Here is a 26,081-nt window from a genome sequence, read left to right on the forward strand (position 1 = left end):
AGTTATTGTTCAATAGTTGTTATAGGAAGGGCCGAATAAGAAATTATCGGCTGCAATGAATGAAAGATAAAAAGCTACTCAACCCAGAGTGTTTAATCGATCTAATCGAAAATAGACGCTTTGGTGTTGAATACCAGCCAATAGTTAGTTGCAAAAGCCAAGAGATTTTTGCCTATGAGTCTTTGGCTAGATTCTATTCTGCTAATAATACGCTTATTAGACCAGACCTTGTTTATGAGTCACTCCATACAAGCCCACTGAGTTTGTTCCAGGTTGAATATCAACAGAAAAAGTTACAATTATCTCATGCTGTTGATGACCATGATATTTTTGTTAATTTAGATCAAGACTCTTATTTCTCAAGCGGTGTCATTGGTCAAAGCAACCCTTTTCTAAAATTATTTAAAGCGTTTAAAAAGTCTAATGTCGTCGTTGAGTTAATTGAGAACTCAGAAATTAATGACGCCATTATGAGCTTGGCCATGATTGATAACTTAGCGAAAAGCAATATCCACACCGCTATAGATGATGTGTGTAATCCTCAATCTATGATTTCTACTTCAGTAATTCAATTGGTTAACTATATAAAGCTAGATAAATTTGTTGTGCAAAACCAAAAAAATCATAACTTCATGTTGCTAGTTAAATCAATTATTGATTACGCACATAGTGCGAACAAAAAAGTGATCTTAGAAGGGGTAGAAACGTATGAAGACTTGCAACTAGCTCAACAGCTTAAGTGTGATTTTGTACAAGGTTTTTACTACCGTGACCATTTTAAGAATGTCACTTAATAACTTTTAATCAACGAAATAACACCATACACTATAGCTAATTCTTATATCTTCCTTTTTAAATAAAGAGTATCAACATGAAAGTTAACATCAATTTTACGAAAATAAACAGTATGAAAAAATCTATCCTAGTCATTTGTAGCTTAGTAAGTCTCGTTGGATTTTCCGCGTTAGCAACCGATTTAAAAGTGGGCGACATTGCACCAAATTTTAAACTACAAGCAACGACTGGTGATTATTACCAATTAAGTGATTACAAAGGCAAACAAGCAGTGGTTTTAGCTTGGTATCCAATGGCAAATACCCGTGGTTGTACTATTGAATGTAAATCGCTGACAGAACAAGGACACCTAATTCGAGAGTTTGATGTTAGTTACGTTATGGCTAGTGTCGACCCTATTGATGATAACAGAGACTTTGCTGAGAAAACGGGTGCTGACTTCCCCATGCTAAGTGATCCTACTAAAACAGCGGCGAAAGCGTATCAAGTGCTTAATATGTTCAAAGTTGCCAGTCGCGTCACTTTCTATATCTCTAAAGAAGGTAAAATAGTCAAAATTGATGATAATATTTCACCAAAATCTGCTGCTCAAGATATGGCTTATAATTTGGCCGCTTTAGGTATTGCTAAGCAATAACTAAATAATGTCAAAACCCAACAAAAAAGGCCCGAGCAAGACAGTTGATATATATTGTAAGGGCTGTAATTTCCTGCTGTTTAAATACCGTAAAGGCGGAAAGGGCGCCTTACTTAAATGTTTTAAAGAACGCATTAGTCAAAACTTTACCGAAACGCCTTGTACATGCCCAAAATGTAAGAAGGTATTTGCCCGAGATTGCTTAATTAGAGGTACACCTGCCTTTAAAATGATCGGCGGTAAAGTGTGGTGTAAATAGCTTGTTATTTCGATGTTATCATTGTGATTAATTCTGTAAGCAAAAACAAAAAGACACATTTCCAGAACAACTTAAAGCAGTTATAAGTTATGCGATAGTTATCATACGCATAAATAACTCCTATTAGGATTGGATCATTGGATATCGAACAAGCAAGAATAAAAGCAATATGTCATCACATGACCACTATCAGCATTGATAACAAACCTTTTGTGCCATTAGTAAAAGTTAAACGAAGTGAAGCTTTACTTGCCGGGCAAATTAGAGTGATGTTATCGAAAAGGCGCTCTAATCGTATTCATTATTTTTTGCAGACATATTCGAATAAAATCACCTTACTTAATGATGATTAGTGCTATATAACTTTTCAATTAAATCGGCAAATAAACTAACAAATAAACTAACAAATAAAGCCTACTATTTTTATTAATAGGTGAGCTTAATTCACTTGGTTATATTAATGAATATTTAAAATGCACAAAATAGTAATATTCTGCAATGGAATCTACCGACTAGGTATTAAATTATTATTAATATAAATAACAATTACATAGTATATTACGCGTTACTTTTAACTGTGTGTTATTTACCGTGATTTATATTGTAATAGCAAAAAATCATCATCAATACGGAAGTTACTTTGAGCAACCAATGACACTCAACTCAAAGTATTAAGCTGTTAATTTTCTTTGGAAGAATAATAACTAATATTGTGGTGGATGCTAATTCACTGACACTTGATTGAGCTTTTTAATCAGGTATATAAACAGAGTGAACAAGACATTTATCAATGACTATTTCGATAGCTACTTATTTATGAAACAACTAGACCTTAATTCTCTTTCAGTATTTATTACACTGTATCATGCAGGCTCAACTCAAAAAGCTGCTTTAAAACTGAACCGCTCACAATCTTATGTTTCTAAAGTGCTATCAAAGTTACGAGAAGATATTGGCGACCCATTATTTGTCCGAACGGCAACCGGATTAGAGCCGACAAGCTATGCAAATATTATTGCGCCTAAGGTTAAGGAAGCATTAGCGCAGATGCACAGTGCCCTTGAGCCCGAGTCTTTTAATCCTTTAGCACTTGATAAAGTTACTATTCATTTGGCAGCACCTTTTATTATCCCAATAGGTAAAATATTGATTAATAAGATAAGGCAGAAAACCCCTGCAGTTATTGAGCTCAGAGAGTGGAACTTACACAGTGAAGTTTTACTTTTAGAAGAGCAGGTTGATATAGCGTTTCATGCCCTTAAAGACAGGCCTCAGAGCCTATACCAAAGGAAAATCATGTCAGTAAGTGGCCAGTTTATTGGCAATAGGCAAGGGGAGTTTATCAAAACTATTTTCGATAATTACAACGAATATAGTGGAATGTACAAATTATTGGATGCCGACATTAAGCCGGGTATTATCATAGATAGTCAATATCTGTCAGGCCAGTTAATGGATGAACACTACACCTATGGCCTTGCTAATGATAAGGAGAAGAAAAATACTCCAACAGATGTAGCTATGATCTGCAAAGCTGCCAGTAGATGCTCCCCAAAAGTACAGTGGCTTATGGATCTGTGTGCGCCTATCGTAAAACAGTCACGCTGGTAATCGCCATTGTTAGTCCTATATGATTTTGAACTTAAACATTAACCAGAATCATCAATCACAGAGCTTTTCAGTTAATTGTTCAAGTTTTTCATCATTCTCACTATTGATGTAAATATCCAGTGCGCCTCCCAAAAACACCACAAAACTAAAGAAAGCTATTCCTGGCGTTGAATTAACTGCCGCGTAAATAAGTCCACCAGAGCCGACAGTTGCTCTGGTGTATGCCAAAAAGTAACTTGTTTTCTCTCCTCCGTAATACAGACTTTTTTCTTGCATTGCTATTATTTTAATCTCTTCATCACCACATTCTTCGTTTGCTAACACATTGAAAGAAAGGACTGTTGTTAGTAATACTGTTGTTATTAATTTTTTCATTGTTTAGATTTAGCAGCTGCTACCTATCCATTAGATCTGCATACAGACAAAAAACGTGCGTACATAATGCCAGAATTAAAAAAGCTCTTTGGAATAACGTTTATTCCAAAAGTAACGATAGGTTTAATAGCTAAGTTGTAGAATTAGCCTGAGTGGCTTTATTATTGTAGTCATCTCGTTATTACCGCATTTAGGACATAACGATTATACAGTCTAATTAATAAATATTTATTGCTAACATTTTGATATTAAAACAAACTACAATTATTATTTACTAAACATATAAATATTAACATGGATGTTCTTATTGATTTACTCACTAAAATTCTTCAAAAACCTCAAAAGTCATCCGTAAAAAGTAGAGAAATAAGTATTATGCTACTCGATGTAAAATTTACTAAAAACACATGTACTAAGCTCATCGGCCTATGGCTTAAGTTCTTTCTCTTCTATTCTTTGCTTCCTTTTTCAACCTCTGCTCAAGAGGCCTCTTTTCGTTTCAAGAGATTAGGCCTTGAAGACGGTTTATCTCAAATCAGTGTTAATGGCATCGCCCAAGATGTAAATGGCTTTATCTGGTTTGCTACTCAAGATGGTTTGAACAAATACGATGGCTATCAAATAACAACATATAGACATCAACCTTCAGATCCTAATAGTATTATCAATAATCATATACATTCTATTTTTAAAGATTCAAAGCACAACTTATGGATAGGTAGTTATGGTGGTTTGAGCAAATACGAACCAAAAACAGACAATTTCACTCATTATAATTCACCATCACTCAATGACTCGGATGGAAAAGTTGGTTACATACAGTCACTATTCGAAGATTCTGATGGAGAGCTTTGGCTATCATCCAACATGGGGTTATATCGATACAGTATTGATACAAACACTTATATTTTATATCTACCTGACGATAATAAGCCTAATAGCGTAATTCATAGTGAAATAAAATCTATTGCTGAAGATTCAATAGGGAATATTTGGATAGGAACAACTATTGGAGTAAGTAAATATAATAAACGCAATAATACCTTTACTAATTATCAACACTCTCCTGAAAATCCGCATAGTTTAAGTAATAATTTTGTATTGAAAATATATAAAGACTCCCAAAATAACTTATGGTTTGGGACTTTTGGTGGCGGACTTGATAGATACGATAATGATACAAGTAAATTTGTTCACCATAGAACAAACACACAAAATAAAAATTCATTAGGTAATAATTATATACGAACAATTCTTGAAGACAGTGCAGGCATGCTCTGGCTAGGCACTAACAATGGTTTATACGCTTTTGATTCAAGCAAACTCATATTCCAGCGATTCAGACATTCCGTAAATGACAGACACAGCTTAAGCCATGATGTCATTTATTCATTATTTCAAGATAAAGATGGTTCATTATGGGCAGGAACATTAGGCGGTGGAGTCAACCTATTTAGGCCAAGTACCAATGTCTTTAAACATTATAAGTCAAACCCAAATAACCCAGAAAGTCTAAATGCGAATATGGTGTATGCGATCTATGATGATGATGAATACGTTTGGGTAGGGACTTCTGGTGGGGGACTTAATAAGTTAAATAAAACCACAGGGAAATTTTCCAACTTCACGGAACCGGAAACCAGCGTTGGTTTAGGTTTAAATAAGGTTAACTATATTATCAAAGCTTCAGAAGCCGAATTATGGTTAAGTACAAATTCTGATGGCCTGCTAAAATATAATAAAAATACGGGCAACATTACTCAATACAAACATCATCCAGACGATAGAAATAGCCTGAGTAACAATAGAGCACGAGGCTTAGCTATAGATAAAGAGGGTAACTTATGGATTGGTACCGCAGGGGGAGGCTTGAATAAGTTGGATCCTATTAGTGGTCAGTTTACCCATTTCATGCCCGATACAGACAATCCAAATAGCATCAGTACTAACTTTATCCGATGTTTACTTTATGACTCTAAAGGAAGATTGTGGACTGGCTCTTATGGCCAAGGCTTGAACCGATTCGATTTTGATACGCAGACTTTTATTAACTTTAACAAGGACTCTGTAAAAGAACCAATACTGAGCAACAAATTTATTCGCTCAATTTTCGAAGATAAGTCAGGTAACATATGGGTCCTGACTAATGGTGGCATTATTAAATATGATGAAAGCAAGGGCAGTTTCCACTCTTACACCACTACCGATGGATTACCGAGTAATGTCGTATATGGCGCATTAGAAGATCAAAAAAACAATTTATGGTTAAGTACTAACAATGGGCTAAGTAAATTCAACCCTCAAAACATAACATTTGAAAATTATACTAAAGAAGAGGGGATCCAGGAGAACGAATTTAATACGGGTTCATTCTTCAAAAATAAAACGGGTGAAATGTATTTTGGTGGCATAAATGGCTTCACTTTATTTCATCCTGATAAGATTAAAAAAGATAAAACAATCCCAACAGTTAGCTTCACCAACTTATTACTTTATAACGATGCAATAGCAATTGGCGAGTCAGAGAGATTTTCTAGTCATATAAGCTCAACTAATGCGTTGAATTTCGCTCACAATGATGACGTTATCACCTTCGAATTTTCAGCATTAAGTTACTCCCAAGCAAATAACATCTCTTATAGATACCAATTGCAAGGATTCAGTGATAACTGGATAGAAACGGATCATAACCACAGAAGAGCTACCTTCACCAACTTGTCCAAAGGTGATTATATTCTCAAGGTTAAAGCATCGAACAGAAATCGGAGCTGGGGAGAGGAAACCACGGATTTAAGAATAACTATTGCAGCAGCATACTGGGAAACAACGTGGTTCAGAGGATTGTTACTCGCTATAGGATTTATAGTGTTCGTTATTGCAATTAAATGGAGAGAAAAGGCATTAAACAATCAAAACCTAGTGCTAGACATTATGGTTAAGGAGCGTACCAAAGAGCTTGAATCAAGTCAGGAATATTCTAATAAGCTCGAAAAATTAGTACAAAAACGCACCCTAAATTTACAAAAAGCCAACACAGCCTTGGAGCAGTCATCAATTACCGACGCACTCACAGGTATTCGAAATCGTCGTTTCCTTGATCAACAACTTTCAAGTGATTGGGCAATACAATCTCGTAATAATTTACCCTTATCTATTTTAATGATAGATATTGATTACTTTAAAAAATACAACGATTATTACGGACACCAACAAGGTGATGAGTGTTTGCAAAAAATAGCAAAAGAGATTCAATCAGTCATAAATCGTCCAACAGATAATCTATGTCGATATGGTGGAGAAGAGTTTGTCGTCATTACCTACAACGATGCTGAGGGTGCAAAGCATATTGCTAAACTTATTCTGAAAAAGCTTGATGAATTAGCCTTAGTTCACCTTACATCGGATAAAGGCATAGTGTCTGTCAGTATAGGCCTAGGAACTATGGTTCCATCAATCGAAGTAGCGCCAGCTCGACTGCTTAAGTATGCCGATGATGCATTGTATCAAGCGAAGAATAATGGCCGTGATCAGCTATGTTAATAAACCTAACAACATCACATTTCAACAAGGTGTATTACCCTTTTTATCGCCAGAATAGCGTAGTATCACGATAAACTTAATCATGGGTTAGTCAGACACTCAAAAAAAATCAGACTCGACTTAAATGAAATAAACACTGTAAAACAAATACTTAAACATAACGCGTTACATATTTCTTTGCTTCTATTAAGCAAGTTGATCGCTCTTCAGTTGAAATCAACAGAAATGCCCTTGTAATAAATCTTTATTACAAGGGCATGAAGAGGAAGTACATATCTAAAAGTTAAAGTATGCTTATTTAGACATTACAACAATGGACGTTTTTCTCGTTATACTCTGTTACTTCGCACAGAATCATAACCGCTTATTAGTGAACCTCTGTCGGTCCATGACGATTGAGAATATCTATTATTTCTGATTCTGCACTCTCTGGCATCATTACTTTGACCTGTGACGTTTTTTCGTCGATGAAAAAGTTTTCCCTTGGGATATCCTTATTCACCAGTTCATCAGCCACATTTTCAAGGGCAAATTTATCTGTATATGTTGCTGTAATAGTCTTGTACATGACAACTTCTCCTGTTTGGCAAATATATTATATCAGCTACAATCGATCTCGTGAGACGTGTAAACGGTTTTGAAAGGCCTCTTATAAAGATCCCGAAAGGAGAAAATATTGTCATAGACAGCCACTCATACATCCTGATTGGAAATATCATTCTCCCTTTATATATTTTAGACCTGAGCACTGAATACTGCCAATATGCAGAAACAATACTTTATTATGAAAAAGGTTTTTCGGGGCAATGTAGATGTAGTAGAAAATTTGTACAGGCGATTAGGATTTCTAACATAAACAAACTAACCTGCGCATAAATTCCTGAGTAAAAGATAATTTAAAAATAAGTATATTCTGGTTAGTCAGACACAAAAAAGCCACTTAAATTGTCATTACGACAACTGCTAAGTGGCTTTATGTTTTACTCATATGGTCGGAGTAGACAGATTCGAACTGTCGACCTCACGCCCCCCAGGCGCGCGCGCTACCAAGCTGCGCTATACCCCGACAATGTAAACTCTAGGGTTTAACAAGTTTACCGCTTGTATATTAATGATTTATCAACGTATTGCAATGACAATTAAGAGAATAGTTAGTCTAGATGAGCTAAACGGCTAACTATTCTTCTATATGATTTATTTTAAGTCGTTTACAGCTTTTCTTGCTGGGTAAATAACTTAATAAAGTGTACGCCGTCAATCATTAACGGAAAGTCCGCATTCACAGTTATTGGCGAAGAAAATTGACGCGAGTAACTTTGAAAGTTGCCATTTTGATCAACAAAAACAGATTTATCTTTATCAAAGATAATAATGCCTTTATCGGTGGTATTGGCAATAACTCTATCTTTATTCAATGTTGGTAAATCACTACCATTATTATTACCGGTAACGTTACAAGCTAACCATTGGCTCATCAAGGTTGGTTGTAAGTCCATATTACTGGTATTAAACGTAACATCTTTATGAGTTACCTTATTAGCAGGCTGCGGGTAAATAAATAGCGCAGGTTTAGTATTTAAACGCGTTTCACTACTTTGATTACCTATAGAGCTGATCCAAATAATATCTTTTTGACTTTTTTGTTTTTGAGCCAATAGTAAAGCATCAACAAATAATTCAAATTGATATTGGTTGTTATTTTTTTCTGCTTTCTTAGCATCAATAGCAAGGCTATTTTTAAAATAGATAATATGTAAGCCAGGGGCTTTATTATTTAACTTTTCAGCGAACAATAAGCTAGAGACATTTTCTAATTCAGTTTTTTCATTGAATAATGCTTCAAACCAACGAGGCTCTTTAACAGCAACATCCGCAACAGTGTCATCTTGCAGAGCAGTAGCTGAAAACTCATCAGAGATAACCGTTAAGCTCGTGGTAAGAGCTTGTTGATCTAGACGCTGAAATAAAAGCGGCTTAATACCTTGCTTTAAAATATCGTCTTGATAAATACTCGGTAAGGAATACAGCAGATTAAACCAAGCATCATCATTAAGACCGGTATCAATATTATTGGTTAAATGTAAAGTAGTCGCACTTGCTCTTCGAATAAATTGATTAAGCTGAGGAATTGATACTTGTTGCTCTGTTAGGATCAAAAAGGTCGAATTAGTCGGGGCTTTATCAGCATTTTCATTGAGGCAAAGACCTGAATCAAGCGTAGGGTAAGTAGGAATAGCATGACTAAATGATAGTGGGCTATTTTTACGCTCTATATAATCTTCAATGTTAAACAAACCATATTTAGTTAATAGGGTTTTGGCTGTTGCAGGATAAGACAAAGGTAACACTGTGTCTTGACGTAAAATATCATAATCAAGGTTAGCATCAGCCCATATATGGCTTACATGACTAAAGAAAAATGACACAACTAAAGCAAAAATAACAAATCGGGCAAATATTGTTTTTTGTAATTGCTTCAAATGTTTCCATGCGTAATTACTTACAATGAATTCAAAACTCAAGATAATGATAGCCAGTGCACCAATGAAGGTATACAACAGACTGTTTTCTTTAGCTAAGTCTTGTATTAAGCTTATAATTTGTGCACTAGAAGAGGCATTTAAGTGATAACCCAAGCGACTATAAATAAAGCCATCTAATACTAGAAGCAATAAACCAATGGTAAAAATGATAGAGCCACTGGTTCTAATAAACTTTGTGTGTGGCAGAATCAGCGTTAATGGAAATAACACTAAGACAAAACTCATAAAGGTTAGAAACGCAATATGACTCACCCAGGTAGTTACTAAATAAGCCTGACCAAAGAGTGTCGTTGGTGCAGATTCACTAAATAAATAGTAAGAGGAGAGTGCAATTGCTGCTAAAATATTGAAAAATGTGAACCAATGGCTCCAACTGATCAAATGTAATAGTTTTTTACTGTAGCTTTTTGTATCAAATGAAACCATTGATAATAATTCTTCTTGTTGCAGGTAAAATTAAATAAAAGGGTTTAAACCGATTGTTTTAAGGCTTTAGTAAAATTGTCTACAACAGCAACACGTTTGCTTTCAGGTACTTGGGCAATAATGTTTGTAACAGCATTACCTAAGCACATTAGGGCTAAATCGGGAGTTACTTCTTCTTTCACAAGAACATCTAACAAATCTTGGATAATTTTTTCTACACGTTCGTTCGAATATTTAGATACAATAGGCATAATAATAGTTTTCGTTAATGATAAATTTAATTTCTCTAGTTTATCAAATGCCTGCACACTTTAATATATACCTAGTATAAAAATAAAAGTCGTTGCAACTTTAACTAACATCAGTCACTGAACATAAGAATCATATGAGCTTAATAATTAATAACATTGCACTACATTTTTTGTCTAAAAAAGAAGAAACAGGTGAAGTAGTATTACGCCTAGGTCCAGAGAATGCTGAATTCGCACAAGAAAATGCGAAAGTAACCAACTTTGTTGATGGTTTACATGCCATTTATAATGCAAAAGGCAGTAAGGCTTACGGCAGTTTTTCATCTATGCCTAGTGAAGGTGATTCAGCGCGTTTTGTTGATTTAATGGAAAGTTATTTAACTGAACAACAAAATTTTTATGATTTTAGTGTGCAAGCGGGCAATGTATTAAAAAATGAAATCGAAAAATATGACATAGAAGAGACAGGTTACTTTGTTATATGCCATTACGAATACATGGGTGGTCGTTACTTATTTGTTGCAGTTATCCCAGTGTCAGAGCATTACAGCGTTGATGGCGAGTTAAATATTTCAGCCGCGCAACACCTAGATACAAATAAATTACAACTCGCTGCTCGTATTGATTTATTCGATTATAAAGACAATAGCCAAGGCAACCGTTATATCTCTTTTGTTAAAGGCAGAGCAGGTCGTAAAGTGTCTGACTTCTTTCTAGACTTTTTAGGCTGTGAAGAAGGTTTAAACTCGAAAGAGCAAACACAAACATTAGTACAAGCGGTTGAAGATTATGTTTCAGTTAATCAATTAGACCCAGCAGAAAAGCAAAAAACACGTAAAGATTTGCTCAGTTACTGTAAAGAGCAAAAAGCGAGTTCTCAAGATGTATCACTTCAAGAGGTAGGTAAAGTAATTGAAAGCGCAGGAACAGAACAAGATTTCTATCAGTTCTGTCAAACTCAATCATACCCAATTGAAGAATCGTTTCCGCATGAGCAAGCAGTGGTTAACAAAATCACTAAATACTCAGGTTACGGTAATGGCATAAGTTTAAGTTTTGAGCGTAGCCACTTTGGTGAAGATGTCGTTTATAATCCACATAACGACTCACTCATCATCTATAAAGTGCCACCAAATTTAAAAGAGCAGTTAATGGCGCTTCTTGATAGTGAAAAAGTTGAGACTGATTAGAAAGACGAAGAGTAATCGGGTATAAATAGCATACTTTTACAGTAACGTGTTACCTTATGGTATCGCGTTACCTTTTATGATAACTCCTATAAAGTAGAATAAATACATATAAAACAGTAGTGTAGGTTAATTAAATATTTACTCTGCTGTAATCATACAAAATTGGAATTACGAACATGACAAATGAAAGCAATACCTCAAATGATACCTTAAGTAACACCTTAACTATCGCTCGACCTGATGATTGGCACGTACATTTACGTGATGGCGCCGTTTTAAAAAATACGGTGGCTGATATTAGTCGTTATTTTGGTAGAGCTATTGTTATGCCAAATTTAGTGCCTCCAGTAACCGATGCAGCTTTAGCAGAAAGTTACTATCAGCGAATTATGGCAGCAGCCCCAAGTGCTCACTTTAAGCCATTAATGGTTTTATATTTAACAGATAACACCAGCGCACAAGATATTATTGAAGCGAAAGAATCAGGTTTAGTTTATGCGGCAAAATTATATCCAGCCGGTGCAACAACAAACTCTTCATCGGGTGTAACTGATGTTGCCAATTTAACTGACGTATTTGCAGCAATGCAATCGGTTGAAATGCCATTATTAGTTCACGGTGAAGTAACTGCTGCTGATATTGATATTTTTGATAGAGAGCAGGTTTTTGTTGATACTATTTTAAAACCATTGGTCGCTAATTTTCCTGATCTTAAAGTAGTTTTAGAGCATATAACCACTAAAAATGCGGTTGATTTTGTTAAAACTGCTGGTGATAATGTTGGCGCTACTATTACCGTACACCACTTATTGTTTAACCGTAACCACATGTTAGTTGGCGGTATTCGTCCGCATTTCTTCTGTTTACCTATTTTAAAACGTAATACTCATCAACAAGCATTAATAGAAGCAGCAACAAGCGGCGACAAAAAATTCTTCTTAGGTACTGATTCTGCGCCACATGCTCAACATGCTAAAGAGTCAGCTTGTGGTTGCGCTGGTGTTTATTCTGCCCACGCAGCGATTGAGTTATATGCTGAAGTATTCGAACAAGAGAATGCATTGGACAAATTAGAAGCATTTGCCAGCCTTAATGGTGCAAACTTCTATCAATTACCGATAAGCACAGATAAAATAACGCTAGTTAAAAAAGCATGGAAAGTACCAGCAACAATGAGCTTTGGCGATGATGTTGTTGTGCCTGTTCGTGCCGATGAAGAGATTTTGTGGCAAGTAGAGGGTTAATAATTACTGCCACTAAGCTTTAGGCTTTTATTATAGTAAAGACTAAATAAAAGCTAAAGTTTGGACTAAGTATACCCCGTATAAATAAAGTAGAAAGCAAAAGTATAACTGAGTTTAATTTAAGGAAAAAAATGCAATTATTTGTAGACGATCTTACCGTTATTGATTTTTCATACCTGTGTAAACAGCGCGGTATTGTTGGTGAGAGCTGGATTGTTGACGTACTTCTCGATGGGTCGTTAAATGAAATGAGTATGGTGCTAGATTTTGCTGTGGTAAAAAAACAAATCAAAGCAATTATTGATGATGCTGTTGATCATAAACTGTTATTGCCTATTCAAGAGCAAGCATTAACCTTAGCAGAATCGCCGTATAATGAGGGTCATCAAACGGTCGACTTTATCAGTGATGCAGCAAGTTACTATTTACAGTCTCCAGCCTGTGCTTTTGCCTCAATTGATTGTTTAACCATCACCATACCTGAAGTGACTAACCACTTAACGGCTATTATTTTGGCGCACTTGCCAGATAACGTACAAGGTTTAACACTCGTCTTGCGTCCTGAAAATATTCCAACGGATTATTATCATTATACTCATGGCTTAAAGTTACATGATGGAAATTGCCAGCGTATTGCGCATGGTCACCGTTCAAAAATACAAATTCTAGTGGATGGCGAAAGAAGCACTAAATTAGAAGCTGCTTGGTGTCAGCGCTGGGAAGATATTTATATTGCCAGTGAAGCCGACAGAATTTCTGTCAACGATATTCAGCTATCTGCTCATGCAATAAACAATTTAACACCCGATCACCAATATTTTAGTTACCATGCACCTCAAGGTCGATTTGATATTGCCGTTGATAGCAAAGTACTTGATGTGGTTGATTGTGATTCGACTGTCGAATTATTAGCAGACTTTATTTTAAGACAAATAAAAGCACAACATAACGAACTGGCAAATAATGATGTAAAAGTTATTGCTTATGAAGGCGTCGCTAAAGGAGCAATTGTTCATGGTTAACCCGACAAACAATATCTTCGCAAAAAAATTAAACAAAACCTTAATTTCCTTAGCGCTTATCACTAGTTTTAGTGTCAGCTCTCAAGTATTGCCAACGCAAGAACAGATAGCATTAACCGGTGAAGTTAAGCAGGGCGGTTTGCTGGTTGGTAAAACGTTAGCGGAAAATACAGTAACCTTAAATGGTAAAGCGATCACCGTTTCAAAGTCTGGTGATTACACCTTTGGCTTTTCCCGTGACGATAAAGAAAGCTATCAATTAGTGATCACCTCGGTTAATGGTGATCGGGTAGAGAAAACATTAACGCCCGAAAAACGCAGTTATAATATTCAGCGTATCGAAGGTATTAAAAAAAGCATCATGCAACCTAACCCGAAATCGGTAGCCAGAGCAAGACAAGACAGCAAGCAGGTCAAAACTGCTCGAAAAATTGCCAGTTCACTCAACTATTTTGCCCAAGGTTTTATTCCTCCTATTGAAGGCACAATAACAGGCGTTTACGGTAGCCAACGTGTTTATAACGGCGTACCTAAAAACCCACACTTTGGTTTAGATTATGCGGGTAACACTGGCGATCCAGTTAAAGCTCCGGCTTCAGGCACAGTATTACTTTGGGTACCTGACATGTTTTATTCAGGTGGAACCATGATTATTGACCACGGCCATGGCGTAAGTTCTACCTTTTTACACTTAAGTAATTCTTATGTAAAACAAGGTGATACTATTAAACAAGGTCAAGTAGTCGCTGCAGTTGGTAAAAGTGGTAGGGCAACCGGGCCTCATTTAGATTGGCGTATAAACTGGTTCAATGTAAAAATTGATCCTGCGCTGGTCTTAAAAGTAAAACCTCTTCATTAACATTTTCTCCACTCTAAATTTTCTCTAAGGTTACACTATGGCAGAACATGGCTATTCGCTGCTACGCATTATTATTATTGACAGTTTTTGGCAAGGGCAAGTCAACGAACTTGATTTAACTGGCCACACTCAACTTGAAGGCACTAACGGCGCAGGTAAAACTTCATTAATGCGTTTGTTGCCGCTTTTTTACGGTATGCGACCGAGTGATATTGTCAGTAAAGTTGATCAGGCAAAAAACTTTGCTGATTTTTACTTACCACGCGAATCCAGTATTTTAGTGTACGAATATGCAAGACCATTTGGTCAGAAGTGCCAAGTATTAGCGACCAGCGATGGTAGAGGTGTGCATTTTAAATTTATTGATGGTGCATACGATAGTCAGCTTTTTATTTCAAGTACTCAAGGTAGTAAGGCTAAGCCATTTACTATTAGTGAAATAGAAAAAAATTACCGTAATATTGGTAAAGAAAGTTCAAAGTTTTTAGGCATAGATAAATACCGTCAAGTTATACAAAATTTGCGCAGCGGCCGTAAACACAAAGAAATAAGAGTACTACAAAATCGCTTTTCTTTTAGTGAACAAGCATGCCCGCATATTGATAAAGTGATCAACGGCACAATAGAAAAGAATCTTGATTTTGAAGCCGTTAAACGTATGTTAGTGGCGATTGCTAGTGATCATCTTGCCCGAAATACCAGCGATGAAAAAGAGCAACTCAGTTTAAATAAAGCCGATATTACTAACTGGCTTGCTGATATTCAGGCAAGTCGTGCTATTAAAAAAGTGGCCGATAAAATTTCAGTTTGGCAAAATGATTTCAGTGCCTTTGCTAGTTTAGTCAATAAGTTACAACATCTTCATGCTGAAACTTTAGCGCATCAAGAGCGCCTTGAAGTAAAGCAGCAACAACGAGATGAGCTTAAAAGAAGTAGTATCGCAAACCGCAGTTCTCTTGAGTCTGAATTAGCTAATACCATTGAAAAATATCAAAAAGCAATATCCGATCTTAATGCCAAAATTGAAGCAGATTTAAGTAAAATTGAATTACTCGATGATGACAAATTTAACTATGATGACGATGACGCCAGTAGTTATCAAATTAAGGCAGATCAAGCACCACAAATTCAAGCAGAGCTGACTGAAGTTATTGCCGTTATTGATGCCTTTGAAGGTAACATCACTAAAATAGGGCAAAAGTTTGATAAGCTGATTCAAAAAATTGAAGTAGAAAAACTTAAAGCTCTTAGTACAAATAAAGAAAGATCGGCTCAGATTACTAGCGAATCAAATGGTCAACTAGCGCATATCAATGAAGTTTTTCATCAACAAGAACAATCTCTTAATGCTCAACTCCATAAAGAAGAGTTGAAGTTACAAAAAGATCAGCAACATTTTCAGCATCAATTAAGCAGTGCTCAACAACAGTTAACACAGCCTACAATACCACTAGAATTAACAACCGATATTGAAGAAAATGTTATAGCATTCTCGCAGGCACAACAAAGTTATAATCAATTACTGCAGCAAGAATCAGCGTTGCAAAAACAACAATATCAATTAGACAAACAACAAGATAAGCAATTAACTCTTCGCAGTGAAGCGAATCGTTATCTTGAACAATTACGACAAGATTATCATCAAGTTGAATTGCAACTATTGCCGCAAGCTGACTCTTTACATCATTACTTGATCAACGAACCTCAAGCCGCTGATTGGCAAAAGACTATTGGTCGTTTACTTACGACTGAACAACTTTCACGTACCGATTTAAACCCGCAGTGGTTAGAGAGTATCAATGCTCCAGCAAGTCTTTATGGCTTATCGATAGACTTACAACAACTGCCTTGTGACGATTCTTTATTTTTAGACGAAGCGCAGCTACGAGAAAAGCGCCAAGTAATAGAGACTAAGTTACAAACACAAACAGATAAAATTACTCAGCTTGATGAGCAGTTAAAGTCTTTAGCTAAAGAAATTAACCAGCTAAAAGTAAGTGCTTCTGAGCATGCACAAAGTGTAAACCAGAAAAAATTAACAATGGGCCAATTGCAAACGCAACAAGAAAGCCTGGTAGTTAAAAAACAGCTAGCCATTAAAGCGCATCGCCAAACGATTGAGACACAATTACAAATTTTTAATCAACAATTGAAAGCACTAGAAAAAAAGCAGCATAGTTTTGAAGAAAATAAAGCTGAACAATTACATGAATTGACTAATGATAAATTAGAAAAGTGCATGGTAGTTGAAAGTGATAGAGATAATCAGTTAACGCTATTATCTGAGCAGCTCGTCGCATTAATAACCAGTGCTAAACAACGTACCGCTGAACTTAAAAAACAACAAACCAGTGATATTAAGCACCTTGATCCTGAGGGTGAAGTAGATAAAAGCATTGCCAAACGAGTGCAGTTAGAGAAAAACCTACAGCAATGTTCTGTGTTTGCCCAAAAAGCACGCGACTATCAAAGTTTTATTAATGAACGTTATTGTCACCGTGATGCCTTAGTTGAAGAAAACCAAAACAGAAAAATTATCAAGCGTAACCTAGAGTCTAATTTTGAAGACAGTAATATTGAGCTGACAACAAAAATTAATGACTTAAAACTGTTAATCAGAAAAAATAATCAAGAAAAACAAGCTACTGATGATTTACTCGTTCAGCTCAATGACAATAAACGTTTATGTGAAATGTCAGCGATTGAGAGTGAGCTATCTGAGCAAGAGCCGGCAAACCAAGCTGATTTAACCGTAAGTTTTTGTCATGACTTTTATCAGCAATTTAAAACTATTGAAAAACGCTTAGCAACGCAACTAAATACCTTTAGTGAACGCTTTAGGAAGGACCATTCTGGTAGTGAGCTATTTGATAACTGGCAAAAACTACTGCTTGATAACGATAGTTATTCAGGTGCAAAAGCATTATTCAAGTATCGCGAGCCCATTAGCGAGTTATTAAATAGTGCCGAGCAGAAGCAACAAAGTACCTATCAACTGGTTACTGTTAATGCCACCATGATTAACGAGTTTTATCAGCACATAGAAAACTTTGGTCGACGTATCAAGCAAATTGGTAAACGTTTATCAACAAAAGTGACGGCATTAGCGCATTTTGAAGCCTTAGCTGATATCAGTGTTACCACAGTAATGAAGCAAGAAGAGTTAGATTACTGGGGTCCTTTGCAAAAATTTGCTGAAGTGTTTGAGTTATATAAAGACCAATTACGAGATGGTTTAGGTGATGTACCTGATGACTTAGTGTTTGCTATGCAAAAATTGGCGAGTTACTTGCCCAACGAAGGGTTTGTTTTAGCACACAATAATTTGTTTGATTTAGAATTTACTATTGTCGAAAAAGGCCAAGTAAAACACGCACGTAATGCTAAGCAGCTTAAAAAAGTGAGTTCAACAGGATTATCTTACCTAGCTATGTTGTCTTTATTTGCGGGTTTATTAGCGATGTTACGTGGTGACAGCAAACATGCTAGCCAAATAATTTTACCGGTAGATGAGCTTGGTGAACTAGCAGCAGAAAATATTGATCTGTTATTACAAATGTTTAATGACAACCATATCAGTATGTTATCTGCATCTCCATCTACAGACCGCCATATATTGTCCTTGTATCACCGTCATTATAAGTTAAAAGATAACAAAATTTATCATGCTGATATTCCACAATCTCGTTTAGATGAATTACTCGCGCAACGTAATCAAACAGTAACAAATGCACAAGAAGATAAAGCAGGGGAGCCAACTAATGTTTAAACAAAGTATTCAAAAGCTACTTTGTGGCGCAGTTATTTGTCAAACAGCACATGAAGCTGAATATCTATACTTAAAAGCCGAAAGTCATAACGACAAGGTGAATGACTTTTTAGCTAATTTAGATAGAAAACTAACCTATCTTGATAGCGCTGATGCCTATTACTGTACTTTTAATCAGGTCGATGAAAATAACTATCACGAGCTCAGTATTTTATTTACTGAAATGCGCAGCACCTTTAGACCTTTAGTCGAATTTTTAGATTTACTGTTAACGGCAACGCAAGCTGATTTACCTATTCGCGCTAAGTCTGTTTTGAATATTAATGAATTATTCGAACCCTTTGAACATGATCAAACGTTGAGTGAGCAATTACGCCGACTGACATCAATAAAGCCTTTTAAAACTAATAAAACTGAAACGCGAGAGCAATTAGTGATGGTTTTTCAAAAGCTTGAAGAGATGCATTATTTTGTCCGTAAAAATACCGGTAGCAGCAGATATTATGCCACCGCACGATTTGACTTAATTTATTTACTGATTGAATTTTTAAATGATGCTGAACTGATCAGTTTACCTGAGCAAGAAAAAAGCCAACAAGATGAGCTGCTTTTCTAATGGCTGGTTTTGACTCTAATCAGGTAGCAAGCTTACTCAGACAAATTGGTGCATACAATGAACTATTGGCTAATGCCTATGTTTATGGCTCGATAGCCAGTGACGATCAAGATGCGAACACCCTTAGTTTGTTACATAAATCTGGCTTGATCAGACCTGACGATTCTCCTGGTGAGTATCGAGTAACAACCGATCTTAAACGCATGTTAAATCGACTAATGCGTAAACAATCAAGTTATCGTCAACTGACCGATATGGGTAAAGTGATTGATGCTATTGATGAAGTCGTCATCGATTATCAACTTGCCATTACGTCTAAAGAACAAGAAGATGCCGAGTATTATTTAGATCAACTCGATGATTTACTTTATGAAACAAAGGACAGCTTAAACAATAACTTAGATACTATGCATTTTGCTATTGTCAGTCAGTTTGGTTTCGTGAGTAGCTTGTCTAATAAAATTCGCCAAAATGAACGTTACTTATCTCATGCGCAAAAACTGCTAAATGAGCTGCAACAGATTGACCCGCACGACTGTTATGAATGGCTTGATTGGCTAGCGTGCCCGAATGAGTTTGCTCGGAAAATCACGAGTTTTGTTTATTGGTATAACCAAATATTGCCTAAGTTGCGTTTGATCATTGATAACATGCGCATTAGCTTGTTTCGCTTACGTCGTGATGAAAAACAAGCGAGCCAATTACGTAACATGGCGCGATTTTTACGTAAACATCCAGAATTTACCTTGGATGAAAACCTGTTCGAGCTACCAAATTTACCTGAAACATTAAAATACGCACCACACATGCCACTTAAAAGTTATGTGGATACCAAGCAAACTGGTATTGAACAACCTTTACTTGAATTGGTTCAGTCTCTGCGTAAACAAAGTATTGTTACACCGATTAAAGCAAGAGAAACTAGCGAAGTCAGCGTTAAACCGATTGAAAGAATTGCCGCTGAAGAAGACTTTTTTGAGCAACAAACTGAATTATTATTTGAACGTGTGATCATTAATAACAGTGCTATTTCAGCGTTAAGTTTTTACCAAGAGCTGCAAAACAGTTGGTTAGAACAATCGCAAACCATTACACCTAAAGCTTGGATTGAATTAGTCTTTAGTTGTTATTGTAAATTAACCAGCGCTCAACAAAATGCACTGACTATAAAAATGAAAGGCGTTGCGGTAATTGGCACCACAGATAACTACGGTTATAGTGATGTAGTTATTGAATTGAGAGGTAAGTTGAAAGCTAGCGCATAAGGCCATTACCTAGCGTAAACAACAGTTGAATAAGCTGGGCGATTCAATCTGTTTTTACAAGAACATATGCTAAAACACAATGTCGCTTTAGCTTTGATTGAACTTACCTAACAGTTGTAATTAATACCGCTTTAAGTGAAAAATAAATATTGATCTGCCTCATCAAAACGTGACCATTCAAGGTTAATTAGGCAAGATTAGTAGTAAGATAATCATCCTCATTTCAAATAAATTAAGAGTTATCATGGTAGTTGATCTAAATAGCCGTTACGGTTTAAGCCCTACACACAGTGAAGTGGTAGAAGCGTGTAAAATTATTGAGCCGTGCGATGCCTTAGATATGGGTTGTTCAAATGGGCGAAATGCTGTTCACCTAGGCCAACTTGGATTTAATGTAACCGCCATAGATGCTAATCCTGGTGCCATTAATATGCTACAAAGCATTATTGATGAAGAGAAAATGAACAATATTAAGGCGCAAGCATACGACATTAACAATGCGAACCTTGGCGAGGACTATGGTTTTATTAGCTGTACCGTAACGTTAATGTTTATGGACCCAACTCGTGTTGATAACATTCTTGCCGATATGCAAAAGCGTACTCTGGCAGGTGGTTATAACTTAATTGTTTGCGCCATGAGTACTGAAGAACACCCATGCCCTGTTGGTTTCCCATTTACCCTAAAAACAGATCAGTTACGTGAAACTTATGAAGGATGGGAGCTGATTAAGTACAATGAAGATGTTGGTACTATGCACAATGGCGCAAAATTGCAGTTTGCGACTATATTGGCGCGTAAACCTTTCTAAAGTTTTTGTAAAACTTGTTTTAAGTCAGTCCAATAGTACTTAACTTAAGCATCAACTCTTTTCCAAGCCTCTTCATTGAGGCTTTTTTATAATTTCTATTTAGTGAATATATTGGTGTTTAGCTAATTACAAATCAAAGTAGTTAATATGTAAAAGGCAAAAATATAAGCACAGGAAAAATACCACAAATCAAACTAAACTTATTTATGAAACGTTATAACATGAGGATAGTGATTATGAAAATGTTAGACATCCACAGTGAAATTCAAACAGGTATTATAAATTACCTTTCAATTCACCCAACAGCGTCAGCTTCAGCACAGCGTATTTGTAATCAATGGCTTGCTAATGAAAGGTACTCTCATAATATTGATCAAGTACAAACTGCAATTAATGGTTTAGTTGCCCGGGGTGAAATTCATAAACACTCTAACGCGGATATATACACATTATAGTAAGGTAGGAAACTCAGATCACCAAGTGACAATCGATGCGTTACAGCTCTACCTGTACCAATAACTTATGACATGTACAATTTATCGAAAATTATTCGCTAGTCTATCTTCATTTTTAGTCATAGCTACACCTGCTAGGTTGCCAACAAGAGCACATACGTGAGCATAATATCTCTGTAACGTTACTCGAAACGACCAACCAACGGAAATTTTACTTTTCTGCGATTTTTCAAGTTAACAGAAAAAATATTGATCTACCTCAAGATAATGAAAAGTAGTTACTGTCTAAAAAACAAACAGCAAACTAAGATATTAGTATTCCTTAAATATTTATACCTAGGAGGGAATATGAAATATTCAACATTATCTATATTTGCATTCGTTGCAGTTGGTTTATTCAGCTGTGATTTAGGACCTGAATCGCCTAAGGGCTTTAGTTTACCTGAAGGCAATAGTGAAGAAGGCAAGGTTGTCTTTGTAAAATACCAATGTTTAGCATGTCATAGTATAGATGGATTAGAGCCGTTATCTGAGCAAAATGATAACCCCGAATTCTCGGTGTACCTTGGTGGTACAACAACAAAAGTGAAAACTTACGCTGATTTACTTACCTCAGTTATAAATCCATCTCATAAGTTTGCAAGAGGCTATAAACTCAATAGTATTCAAACTGATGGAGTTTCTAAAATGACAGTTTATAACGATGTGATGACAGTCACTGAATTAGTAAACTTAGTGACTTTTTTACAGTCTAATTATGAATTAACTCCTTTTAGAAGAAGTGATTATCCGTATTATGGCTATAACGAGGGGGTTAAATAAATCATATTCACAACTAATTATAAGGAGAATTAAAATGAGTAAATTATTATATCTCGTTGCCGTTGATGGAGGTGAGTGGGGAGAACGTGCAGCTGATCGAGCTATTCATTTAGCGGAAAAAACTCATGCTAAAGTAAAGTTAGTTACTGTGATAGATTGGCCATATATACACCCTATGATCATCGAAGGTGCTGCTGCTCCTTTATTAGATAAAGAAGCAGAAGAAATGACCGTTAAAGCTAAAGTAATCACGCCATTGGTTGAAAAATATAACACTTTATCGCTGAATATTACCACTGAATTACTTTGGGGAGATCCTGCAGTTATATTGAAAGAACAAGTTGAGGTTACAAATGCCGATATGATATTTGTTGGTCGCCAGGGAAGATCTTCTGTTGTTGATACCTTATTTGGTAGTGTCGCGAATAAACTTGCTCATAGTGTCAGCGTACCTATTGTATTGGTTCCATGATTTAATTTCCTGTTGTTAATTTCGATCATAGAGAACCGGTTATCTAACAATTAGTGAGGATTATTGATGAATATTACATTCTTGGGTGGTACTGGAACAGTCACAGGTTCAAAATATTTTGTAGAAACAAGTACCACCAAAATTTTGGTTGATTGCGGATTATATCAAGGTTATAAATGGCTCCGAGCTCGCAACCGAGAGCCATTACCCCTAGATTTAAAAAGCTTAGACGCCATAGTACTTACCCATGCACATCTAGATCATTCAGGATTCATTCCCGCTCTTTATAAACAAGGCTTCCGTGGCCATGTTTATGCTCATCAAGCTACGATTAGTTTATGTTCTATTTTGCTACCCGATAGTGGTCATATCCAAGAAGACGATGCAAAATTTTATGGGAAACACAAAATAAGTAGACATGAAAATCCGGAACCTTTATATGACAAAGCAACAGCTGAGGCATGTCTATCCTTGTTTAAAGCAGTGGATTTTAATGAAGAATTTAAAATTGGCGATATAGAAATAGAACTGCAAAGTGCTGGGCACATATTAGGAGCCGCGAGTGTGATCCTAAAAGCTGATGGGAAACGTGTGGGATTTTCAGGTGATGTTGGCCGTCCCGATGATATTATAATGTATCCACCGAAACCACTTCCTCCAGTAGATTTGTTACTACTTGAATCAACTTATGGTAATCGACTACATGATAAAGAAGATGCTTTTGAACAGCTTGCTGAAATTGTAAATTCAACAGCTAAAAAAGGAGGCGCACTTCTAATACCGAGTTTTGCCGTAGGTAGAACCGAAGCAGTGCAACATATGCTGGCTTCGTTGATGAAAAAAGAACTTATTCCTAAGTTACCTGTTTATCTTGATAGTCCCATGGCGATCAATGTTTTCAATATTTATTGTGAACATTTTGATTTGAATCGGCTGAGCAACGAAGAATGCCTTGAAATGTGCAATGTTGCAACGTTCACTAGAACAGTAGATGAATCAAAAGCATTATCTGAATTGATTATGCCTCATATTATTATAGCAGGCAGCGGCATGGCGACTGGTGGACGAATTTTGCATCATCTAAAACGCTTATTAGGTGATTATCGTACCACTGTATTATTCACAGGTTACCTTTCTGGTGGTACCCGAGGAGCCAAAATGTTGGCTGGAAAGGATAATGTAAAAATACATGGAAAGTGGTTGCCAGTTAAAGCAAGAGTTGAAGTATTAAATGGATTATCGGGACATGGTGATTATGAAGATATAACCCAGTGGTTACAGATTTCAAAATTACATCCTAAAACTAAAGTTCTATTAGTCCACGGTGAGCCCGAGGCTAGTGAGTCGATGCGTGATCATTTAATGCAACATACTCAGTTCGATGTTGATGTAGCCAAATATCATGAAATATTAAGGTTATAAAATGGCATAGAAGCAGGGTGGCTAAGTATGAAGTTTCACTTCGTTTTGTAGCAAAACACAATTTACCTGTGACTGCAGACAACATTGTAGCCAAATGACATCACGCGAAGAATCAGAGTACTTTATTAATTACTGTCCGAACACAAAAATGGATGGTGATAGCGATGGTATTCCTTGTGAAAAATATTCAGGTATTTAGTCTTTTCAATAAACTCAGTCCTAAACGTTACATCAAAGTATTTCACTCCCTCTTTGTAAAAAAAATCAGGTTAAAGCACCATCAGCCAGATCACCGCTGTAACTAGCGCAATTCAATTTCGCTCAACTGAATTAAGACCAGTCTGAGCAATTTCTTATTGTTTTTAATTAAAAATAACGATAGCAGCTTACCCTATGGTCCCACCGTACAGGCATCAATTTAACAGGCGCTAAATTAGTGCATCGGCTGGATATTACGCACTATATACTCCCAGTTTCATTATTAAATAATAACAAACAAAAAAATACTCATTATAAAACAGTAGGTTAAATTATGGCGTGATAATTGTAATACTGTTAGTCGTGGGGTAGTGAGCGCGGTAAGAACATGCTGTTTAATGCGTTAATAAGACCACTTGAACTGATTAGCCTGACCTTCTGGCACTGAAATTATCAAATAAAAATTAGTGTCATAATATCGTCACAGACCATTGTTAAGTTATACAAAGGTTGTAAGAAAGACGCACTGGAATTGTATTTAAAACACAGGAAACGTGCTTGGGTTTGGAGAAAAGTAGTAGCAAGCCTGGAAGAAAGTGATATTAGAAGTTGTCGGGTGTACTGTAAATTAACGTTTAGATAAACCATCGGGGCTAATTGCTATGTCGGCAATTAATTTAAGCGCTGATAATGAGAATAATATATTACTTTAAGAAGCTATGGAGGCTCGTTATGGAAAATATGAAGATTGCTTTAGTTACTGGTGCTATCGGTGGAATTGGCACGGAGATATGTCGTCAGTTGGTAAAAGATGGTTATAAAGTATTGGCTACTCATCGGCCGGGCAAAGAAGACGTCGCAAAGCAATGGCTTGAAGATGAATCATTTGACTCAATTAAGCTAAATCTGTTGTCCCTAGATGTTACAGATTCAATAAGTTGCGGTGAGACATTAAAGCAAGTAATGCAGGACTATGGCACTATCGATGTCTTGGTTAACAATGCCGGCATTACTCGAGATTCTGCTTTTAAACGCATGACTTTTGATAAATGGAACGATGTTATCAACACCAATCTTAACAGCCTGTTCAATGTTACCCAGCCTGTCTTTAACCCGATGTGTGAGAAAGGAAGCGGGCGCATTATCAATATCTCCTCTATCAATGGCCTGAAGGGCCAATTTGGCCAGGCAAACTATGCCGCAGCTAAAGCTGGAATGATCGGTTTTTCAAAATCATTGGCGCTAGAGTCTGCCCGTAGTGGCGTGACAGTCAACGTGATTGCCCCAGGTTATACGGCCACGCCAATGGTTAATGTACTTAAAGATGAAATTCTCGATTCTATTAAGGCGCAAATTCCACTGCGCCGTCTGGCTACGCCGCAAGAAATTGCCAAGGCAGTCAGCTACCTGGCCAGCGATGATGCGGCTTATATCACAGGCGAAACGCTTAATATTAATGGCGGCCAATACATGCACTAATCCCAGTGCACCACAAACTT

Annotated in this window: 23 protein-coding genes, 1 tRNA gene and 1 pseudogene; 20 read left to right on the forward strand and 5 right to left on the reverse strand. The window is 36.3% G+C overall.

Annotation, left to right across the window (positions count from 1 at the left end):
- Positions 1–59: 59 nt before the first annotated feature.
- The 5 genes from CPS_RS11590 (at position 60) to CPS_RS11610 (ending at position 3,302) form a co-directional block, all read left to right on the forward strand.
- Positions 60–794, forward strand: coding sequence for an EAL domain-containing protein (locus tag CPS_RS11590; protein ID WP_011043409.1), 735 nt, complete (start codon positions 60–62; stop codon positions 792–794).
- 113 nt (positions 795–907) lie between these two features.
- Entirely contained in the window at positions 908–1,432 is a 525-nt protein-coding gene (locus CPS_RS11595) for a peroxiredoxin family protein (protein WP_041737662.1), read from the forward strand.
- A 7-nt stretch (positions 1,433–1,439) separates the two neighbouring features.
- Complete coding sequence (locus CPS_RS24120) at positions 1,440–1,691, forward strand: hypothetical protein (protein WP_011043411.1); 252 nt, start codon at positions 1,440–1,442, stop codon at positions 1,689–1,691.
- A gap of 137 nt (positions 1,692–1,828) precedes the next feature.
- Entirely contained in the window at positions 1,829–2,044 is a 216-nt protein-coding gene (locus tag CPS_RS11605; RefSeq protein WP_011043412.1) for a hypothetical protein, read from the forward strand.
- A gap of 463 nt (positions 2,045–2,507) precedes the next feature.
- Complete coding sequence (locus CPS_RS11610) at positions 2,508–3,302, forward strand: LysR family transcriptional regulator (RefSeq protein WP_011043414.1); 795 nt, start codon at positions 2,508–2,510, stop codon at positions 3,300–3,302.
- Between the two features lie 51 nt (positions 3,303–3,353).
- On the opposite strand, the gene CPS_RS11615 is transcribed toward CPS_RS11610, so the two are convergent.
- Entirely contained in the window at positions 3,354–3,677 is a 324-nt protein-coding gene (locus tag CPS_RS11615) for a hypothetical protein (protein ID WP_011043415.1), read from the reverse strand.
- 294 nt (positions 3,678–3,971) lie between these two features.
- Between CPS_RS11615 and CPS_RS11620 the strand changes: the two genes are divergently transcribed.
- Entirely contained in the window at positions 3,972–7,217 is a 3,246-nt protein-coding gene (locus tag CPS_RS11620; protein WP_081428727.1) for a two-component regulator propeller domain-containing protein, read from the forward strand.
- Positions 7,218–7,584: 367 nt separating this feature from the next.
- Here the strand turns inward: CPS_RS11620 and CPS_RS11625 are convergent, their stop codons facing one another.
- The 4 genes from CPS_RS11625 to CPS_RS11640 form a co-directional block, all read right to left on the reverse strand.
- Positions 7,585–7,785 (reverse strand): hypothetical protein, encoded by a 201-nt coding sequence (locus CPS_RS11625; protein WP_011043417.1) that lies wholly within the window; start codon positions 7,783–7,785, stop codon positions 7,585–7,587.
- 421 nt (positions 7,786–8,206) lie between these two features.
- A tRNA-Pro gene (locus tag CPS_RS11630) sits at positions 8,207–8,283 on the reverse strand.
- A 142-nt stretch (positions 8,284–8,425) separates the two neighbouring features.
- Positions 8,426–10,186, reverse strand: a complete 1,761-nt coding sequence (locus tag CPS_RS11635) for a DUF3413 domain-containing protein (protein ID WP_011043418.1) — start codon at positions 10,184–10,186, stop codon at positions 8,426–8,428.
- A gap of 44 nt (positions 10,187–10,230) precedes the next feature.
- Positions 10,231–10,437, reverse strand: a complete 207-nt coding sequence (locus CPS_RS11640; RefSeq protein ID WP_011043419.1) for a DUF1414 domain-containing protein — start codon at positions 10,435–10,437, stop codon at positions 10,231–10,233.
- A 134-nt stretch (positions 10,438–10,571) separates the two neighbouring features.
- Between CPS_RS11640 and yejK the strand changes: the two genes are divergently transcribed.
- The 14 genes and pseudogenes from yejK to CPS_RS11705 all read left to right on the forward strand — a co-directional run bounded on the left by yejK (position 10,572) and on the right by CPS_RS11705 (position 26,061).
- A complete protein-coding gene (gene yejK / locus CPS_RS11645) occupies positions 10,572–11,627 on the forward strand; it encodes a nucleoid-associated protein YejK (RefSeq protein WP_011043420.1) in 1,056 nt (351 codons plus the stop codon).
- A 176-nt stretch (positions 11,628–11,803) separates the two neighbouring features.
- Entirely contained in the window at positions 11,804–12,871 is a 1,068-nt protein-coding gene (pyrC, locus tag CPS_RS11650; protein WP_011043421.1) for a dihydroorotase, read from the forward strand.
- Between the two features lie 131 nt (positions 12,872–13,002).
- On the forward strand, positions 13,003–13,893 hold the full coding sequence (locus CPS_RS11655; protein ID WP_011043422.1) for a 6-carboxytetrahydropterin synthase: 891 nt from the start codon (positions 13,003–13,005) through the stop codon (positions 13,891–13,893).
- Complete coding sequence (locus tag CPS_RS11660; RefSeq protein WP_011043423.1) at positions 13,886–14,752, forward strand: M23 family metallopeptidase; 867 nt, start codon at positions 13,886–13,888, stop codon at positions 14,750–14,752. Before CPS_RS11655 ends, CPS_RS11660 begins: the two co-directional genes overlap by 8 nt.
- Before the next feature lie 37 nt (positions 14,753–14,789).
- Positions 14,790–18,521 (forward strand): ATP-binding protein, encoded by a 3,732-nt coding sequence (locus tag CPS_RS11665; RefSeq protein ID WP_011043424.1) that lies wholly within the window; start codon positions 14,790–14,792, stop codon positions 18,519–18,521.
- Positions 18,514–19,137, forward strand: coding sequence for a hypothetical protein (locus tag CPS_RS11670; RefSeq protein ID WP_011043425.1), 624 nt, complete (start codon positions 18,514–18,516; stop codon positions 19,135–19,137). The genes CPS_RS11665 and CPS_RS11670 overlap by 8 nt, the downstream gene beginning before the upstream one ends.
- Positions 19,137–20,402, forward strand: a complete 1,266-nt coding sequence (locus tag CPS_RS11675) for a hypothetical protein (protein ID WP_011043426.1) — start codon at positions 19,137–19,139, stop codon at positions 20,400–20,402. Before CPS_RS11670 ends, CPS_RS11675 begins: the two co-directional genes overlap by 1 nt.
- Before the next feature lie 244 nt (positions 20,403–20,646).
- Positions 20,647–21,213 carry a tellurite resistance methyltransferase TehB gene (gene tehB / locus CPS_RS11680; protein ID WP_011043427.1) on the forward strand — a complete coding sequence of 189 codons (567 nt, stop codon included), beginning with the start codon at positions 20,647–20,649 and terminating at the stop codon, positions 21,211–21,213.
- A 236-nt stretch (positions 21,214–21,449) separates the two neighbouring features.
- Positions 21,450–21,668, forward strand: coding sequence for a hypothetical protein (locus CPS_RS11685; RefSeq protein ID WP_101155439.1), 219 nt, complete (start codon positions 21,450–21,452; stop codon positions 21,666–21,668).
- Between the two features lie 348 nt (positions 21,669–22,016).
- Entirely contained in the window at positions 22,017–22,490 is a 474-nt protein-coding gene (locus tag CPS_RS11690) for a hypothetical protein (RefSeq protein ID WP_011043429.1), read from the forward strand.
- Positions 22,491–22,524: 34 nt separating this feature from the next.
- Positions 22,525–22,962, forward strand: a complete 438-nt coding sequence (locus CPS_RS11695) for a universal stress protein (RefSeq protein ID WP_011043430.1) — start codon at positions 22,525–22,527, stop codon at positions 22,960–22,962.
- 66 nt (positions 22,963–23,028) lie between these two features.
- Complete coding sequence (locus CPS_RS11700) at positions 23,029–24,384, forward strand: MBL fold metallo-hydrolase RNA specificity domain-containing protein (RefSeq protein ID WP_011043431.1); 1,356 nt, start codon at positions 23,029–23,031, stop codon at positions 24,382–24,384.
- A 55-nt stretch (positions 24,385–24,439) separates the two neighbouring features.
- Positions 24,440–24,583, forward strand: a pseudogene (locus CPS_RS24315) (excalibur calcium-binding domain-containing protein); the annotation flags it as partial.
- A gap of 731 nt (positions 24,584–25,314) precedes the next feature.
- A complete protein-coding gene (locus CPS_RS11705; protein WP_011043433.1) occupies positions 25,315–26,061 on the forward strand; it encodes an SDR family oxidoreductase in 747 nt (248 codons plus the stop codon).
- Positions 26,062–26,081 lie beyond the last annotated feature (20 nt).

It is taken from the genome of Colwellia psychrerythraea 34H (assembly GCF_000012325.1).
Lineage (GTDB): Bacteria > Pseudomonadota > Gammaproteobacteria > Enterobacterales > Alteromonadaceae > Colwellia > Colwellia psychrerythraea_A.

Excerpts from the sequence above, each read along its gene's own strand:
- CPS_RS11590 (WP_011043409.1), top strand. The coding sequence starts at position 60 with ATGAAAGATAAAAAGCTACTCAACCCAGAGTGTTTAATCGATCTAATC.
- CPS_RS11595 (WP_041737662.1), top strand. The coding sequence starts at position 908 with ATGAAAAAATCTATCCTAGTCATTTGTAGCTTAGTAAGTCTCGTTGGA.
- CPS_RS24120 (WP_011043411.1), top strand. The coding sequence starts at position 1,440 with ATGTCAAAACCCAACAAAAAAGGCCCGAGCAAGACAGTTGATATATAT.
- CPS_RS11610 (WP_011043414.1), top strand. The coding sequence starts at position 2,508 with ATGAAACAACTAGACCTTAATTCTCTTTCAGTATTTATTACACTGTAT.
- CPS_RS11615 (WP_011043415.1), bottom strand. The coding sequence starts at position 3,677 with ATGAAAAAATTAATAACAACAGTATTACTAACAACAGTCCTTTCTTTC.
- CPS_RS11620 (WP_081428727.1), top strand. The coding sequence starts at position 3,972 with ATGGATGTTCTTATTGATTTACTCACTAAAATTCTTCAAAAACCTCAA.
- CPS_RS11625 (WP_011043417.1), bottom strand. The coding sequence starts at position 7,785 with ATGTACAAGACTATTACAGCAACATATACAGATAAATTTGCCCTTGAA.
- CPS_RS11635 (WP_011043418.1), bottom strand. The coding sequence starts at position 10,186 with ATGGTTTCATTTGATACAAAAAGCTACAGTAAAAAACTATTACATTTG.
- CPS_RS11640 (WP_011043419.1), bottom strand. The coding sequence starts at position 10,437 with ATGCCTATTGTATCTAAATATTCGAACGAACGTGTAGAAAAAATTATC.
- yejK (WP_011043420.1), top strand. The coding sequence starts at position 10,572 with ATGAGCTTAATAATTAATAACATTGCACTACATTTTTTGTCTAAAAAA.
- pyrC (WP_011043421.1), top strand. The coding sequence starts at position 11,804 with ATGACAAATGAAAGCAATACCTCAAATGATACCTTAAGTAACACCTTA.
- CPS_RS11655 (WP_011043422.1), top strand. The coding sequence starts at position 13,003 with ATGCAATTATTTGTAGACGATCTTACCGTTATTGATTTTTCATACCTG.
- CPS_RS11660 (WP_011043423.1), top strand. The coding sequence starts at position 13,886 with ATGGTTAACCCGACAAACAATATCTTCGCAAAAAAATTAAACAAAACC.
- CPS_RS11665 (WP_011043424.1), top strand. The coding sequence starts at position 14,790 with ATGGCAGAACATGGCTATTCGCTGCTACGCATTATTATTATTGACAGT.
- CPS_RS11670 (WP_011043425.1), top strand. The coding sequence starts at position 18,514 with ATGTTTAAACAAAGTATTCAAAAGCTACTTTGTGGCGCAGTTATTTGT.
- CPS_RS11675 (WP_011043426.1), top strand. The coding sequence starts at position 19,137 with ATGGCTGGTTTTGACTCTAATCAGGTAGCAAGCTTACTCAGACAAATT.
- tehB (WP_011043427.1), top strand. The coding sequence starts at position 20,647 with ATGGTAGTTGATCTAAATAGCCGTTACGGTTTAAGCCCTACACACAGT.
- CPS_RS11685 (WP_101155439.1), top strand. The coding sequence starts at position 21,450 with ATGAAAATGTTAGACATCCACAGTGAAATTCAAACAGGTATTATAAAT.
- CPS_RS11690 (WP_011043429.1), top strand. The coding sequence starts at position 22,017 with ATGAAATATTCAACATTATCTATATTTGCATTCGTTGCAGTTGGTTTA.
- CPS_RS11695 (WP_011043430.1), top strand. The coding sequence starts at position 22,525 with ATGAGTAAATTATTATATCTCGTTGCCGTTGATGGAGGTGAGTGGGGA.
- CPS_RS11700 (WP_011043431.1), top strand. The coding sequence starts at position 23,029 with ATGAATATTACATTCTTGGGTGGTACTGGAACAGTCACAGGTTCAAAA.
- CPS_RS11705 (WP_011043433.1), top strand. The coding sequence starts at position 25,315 with ATGGAAAATATGAAGATTGCTTTAGTTACTGGTGCTATCGGTGGAATT.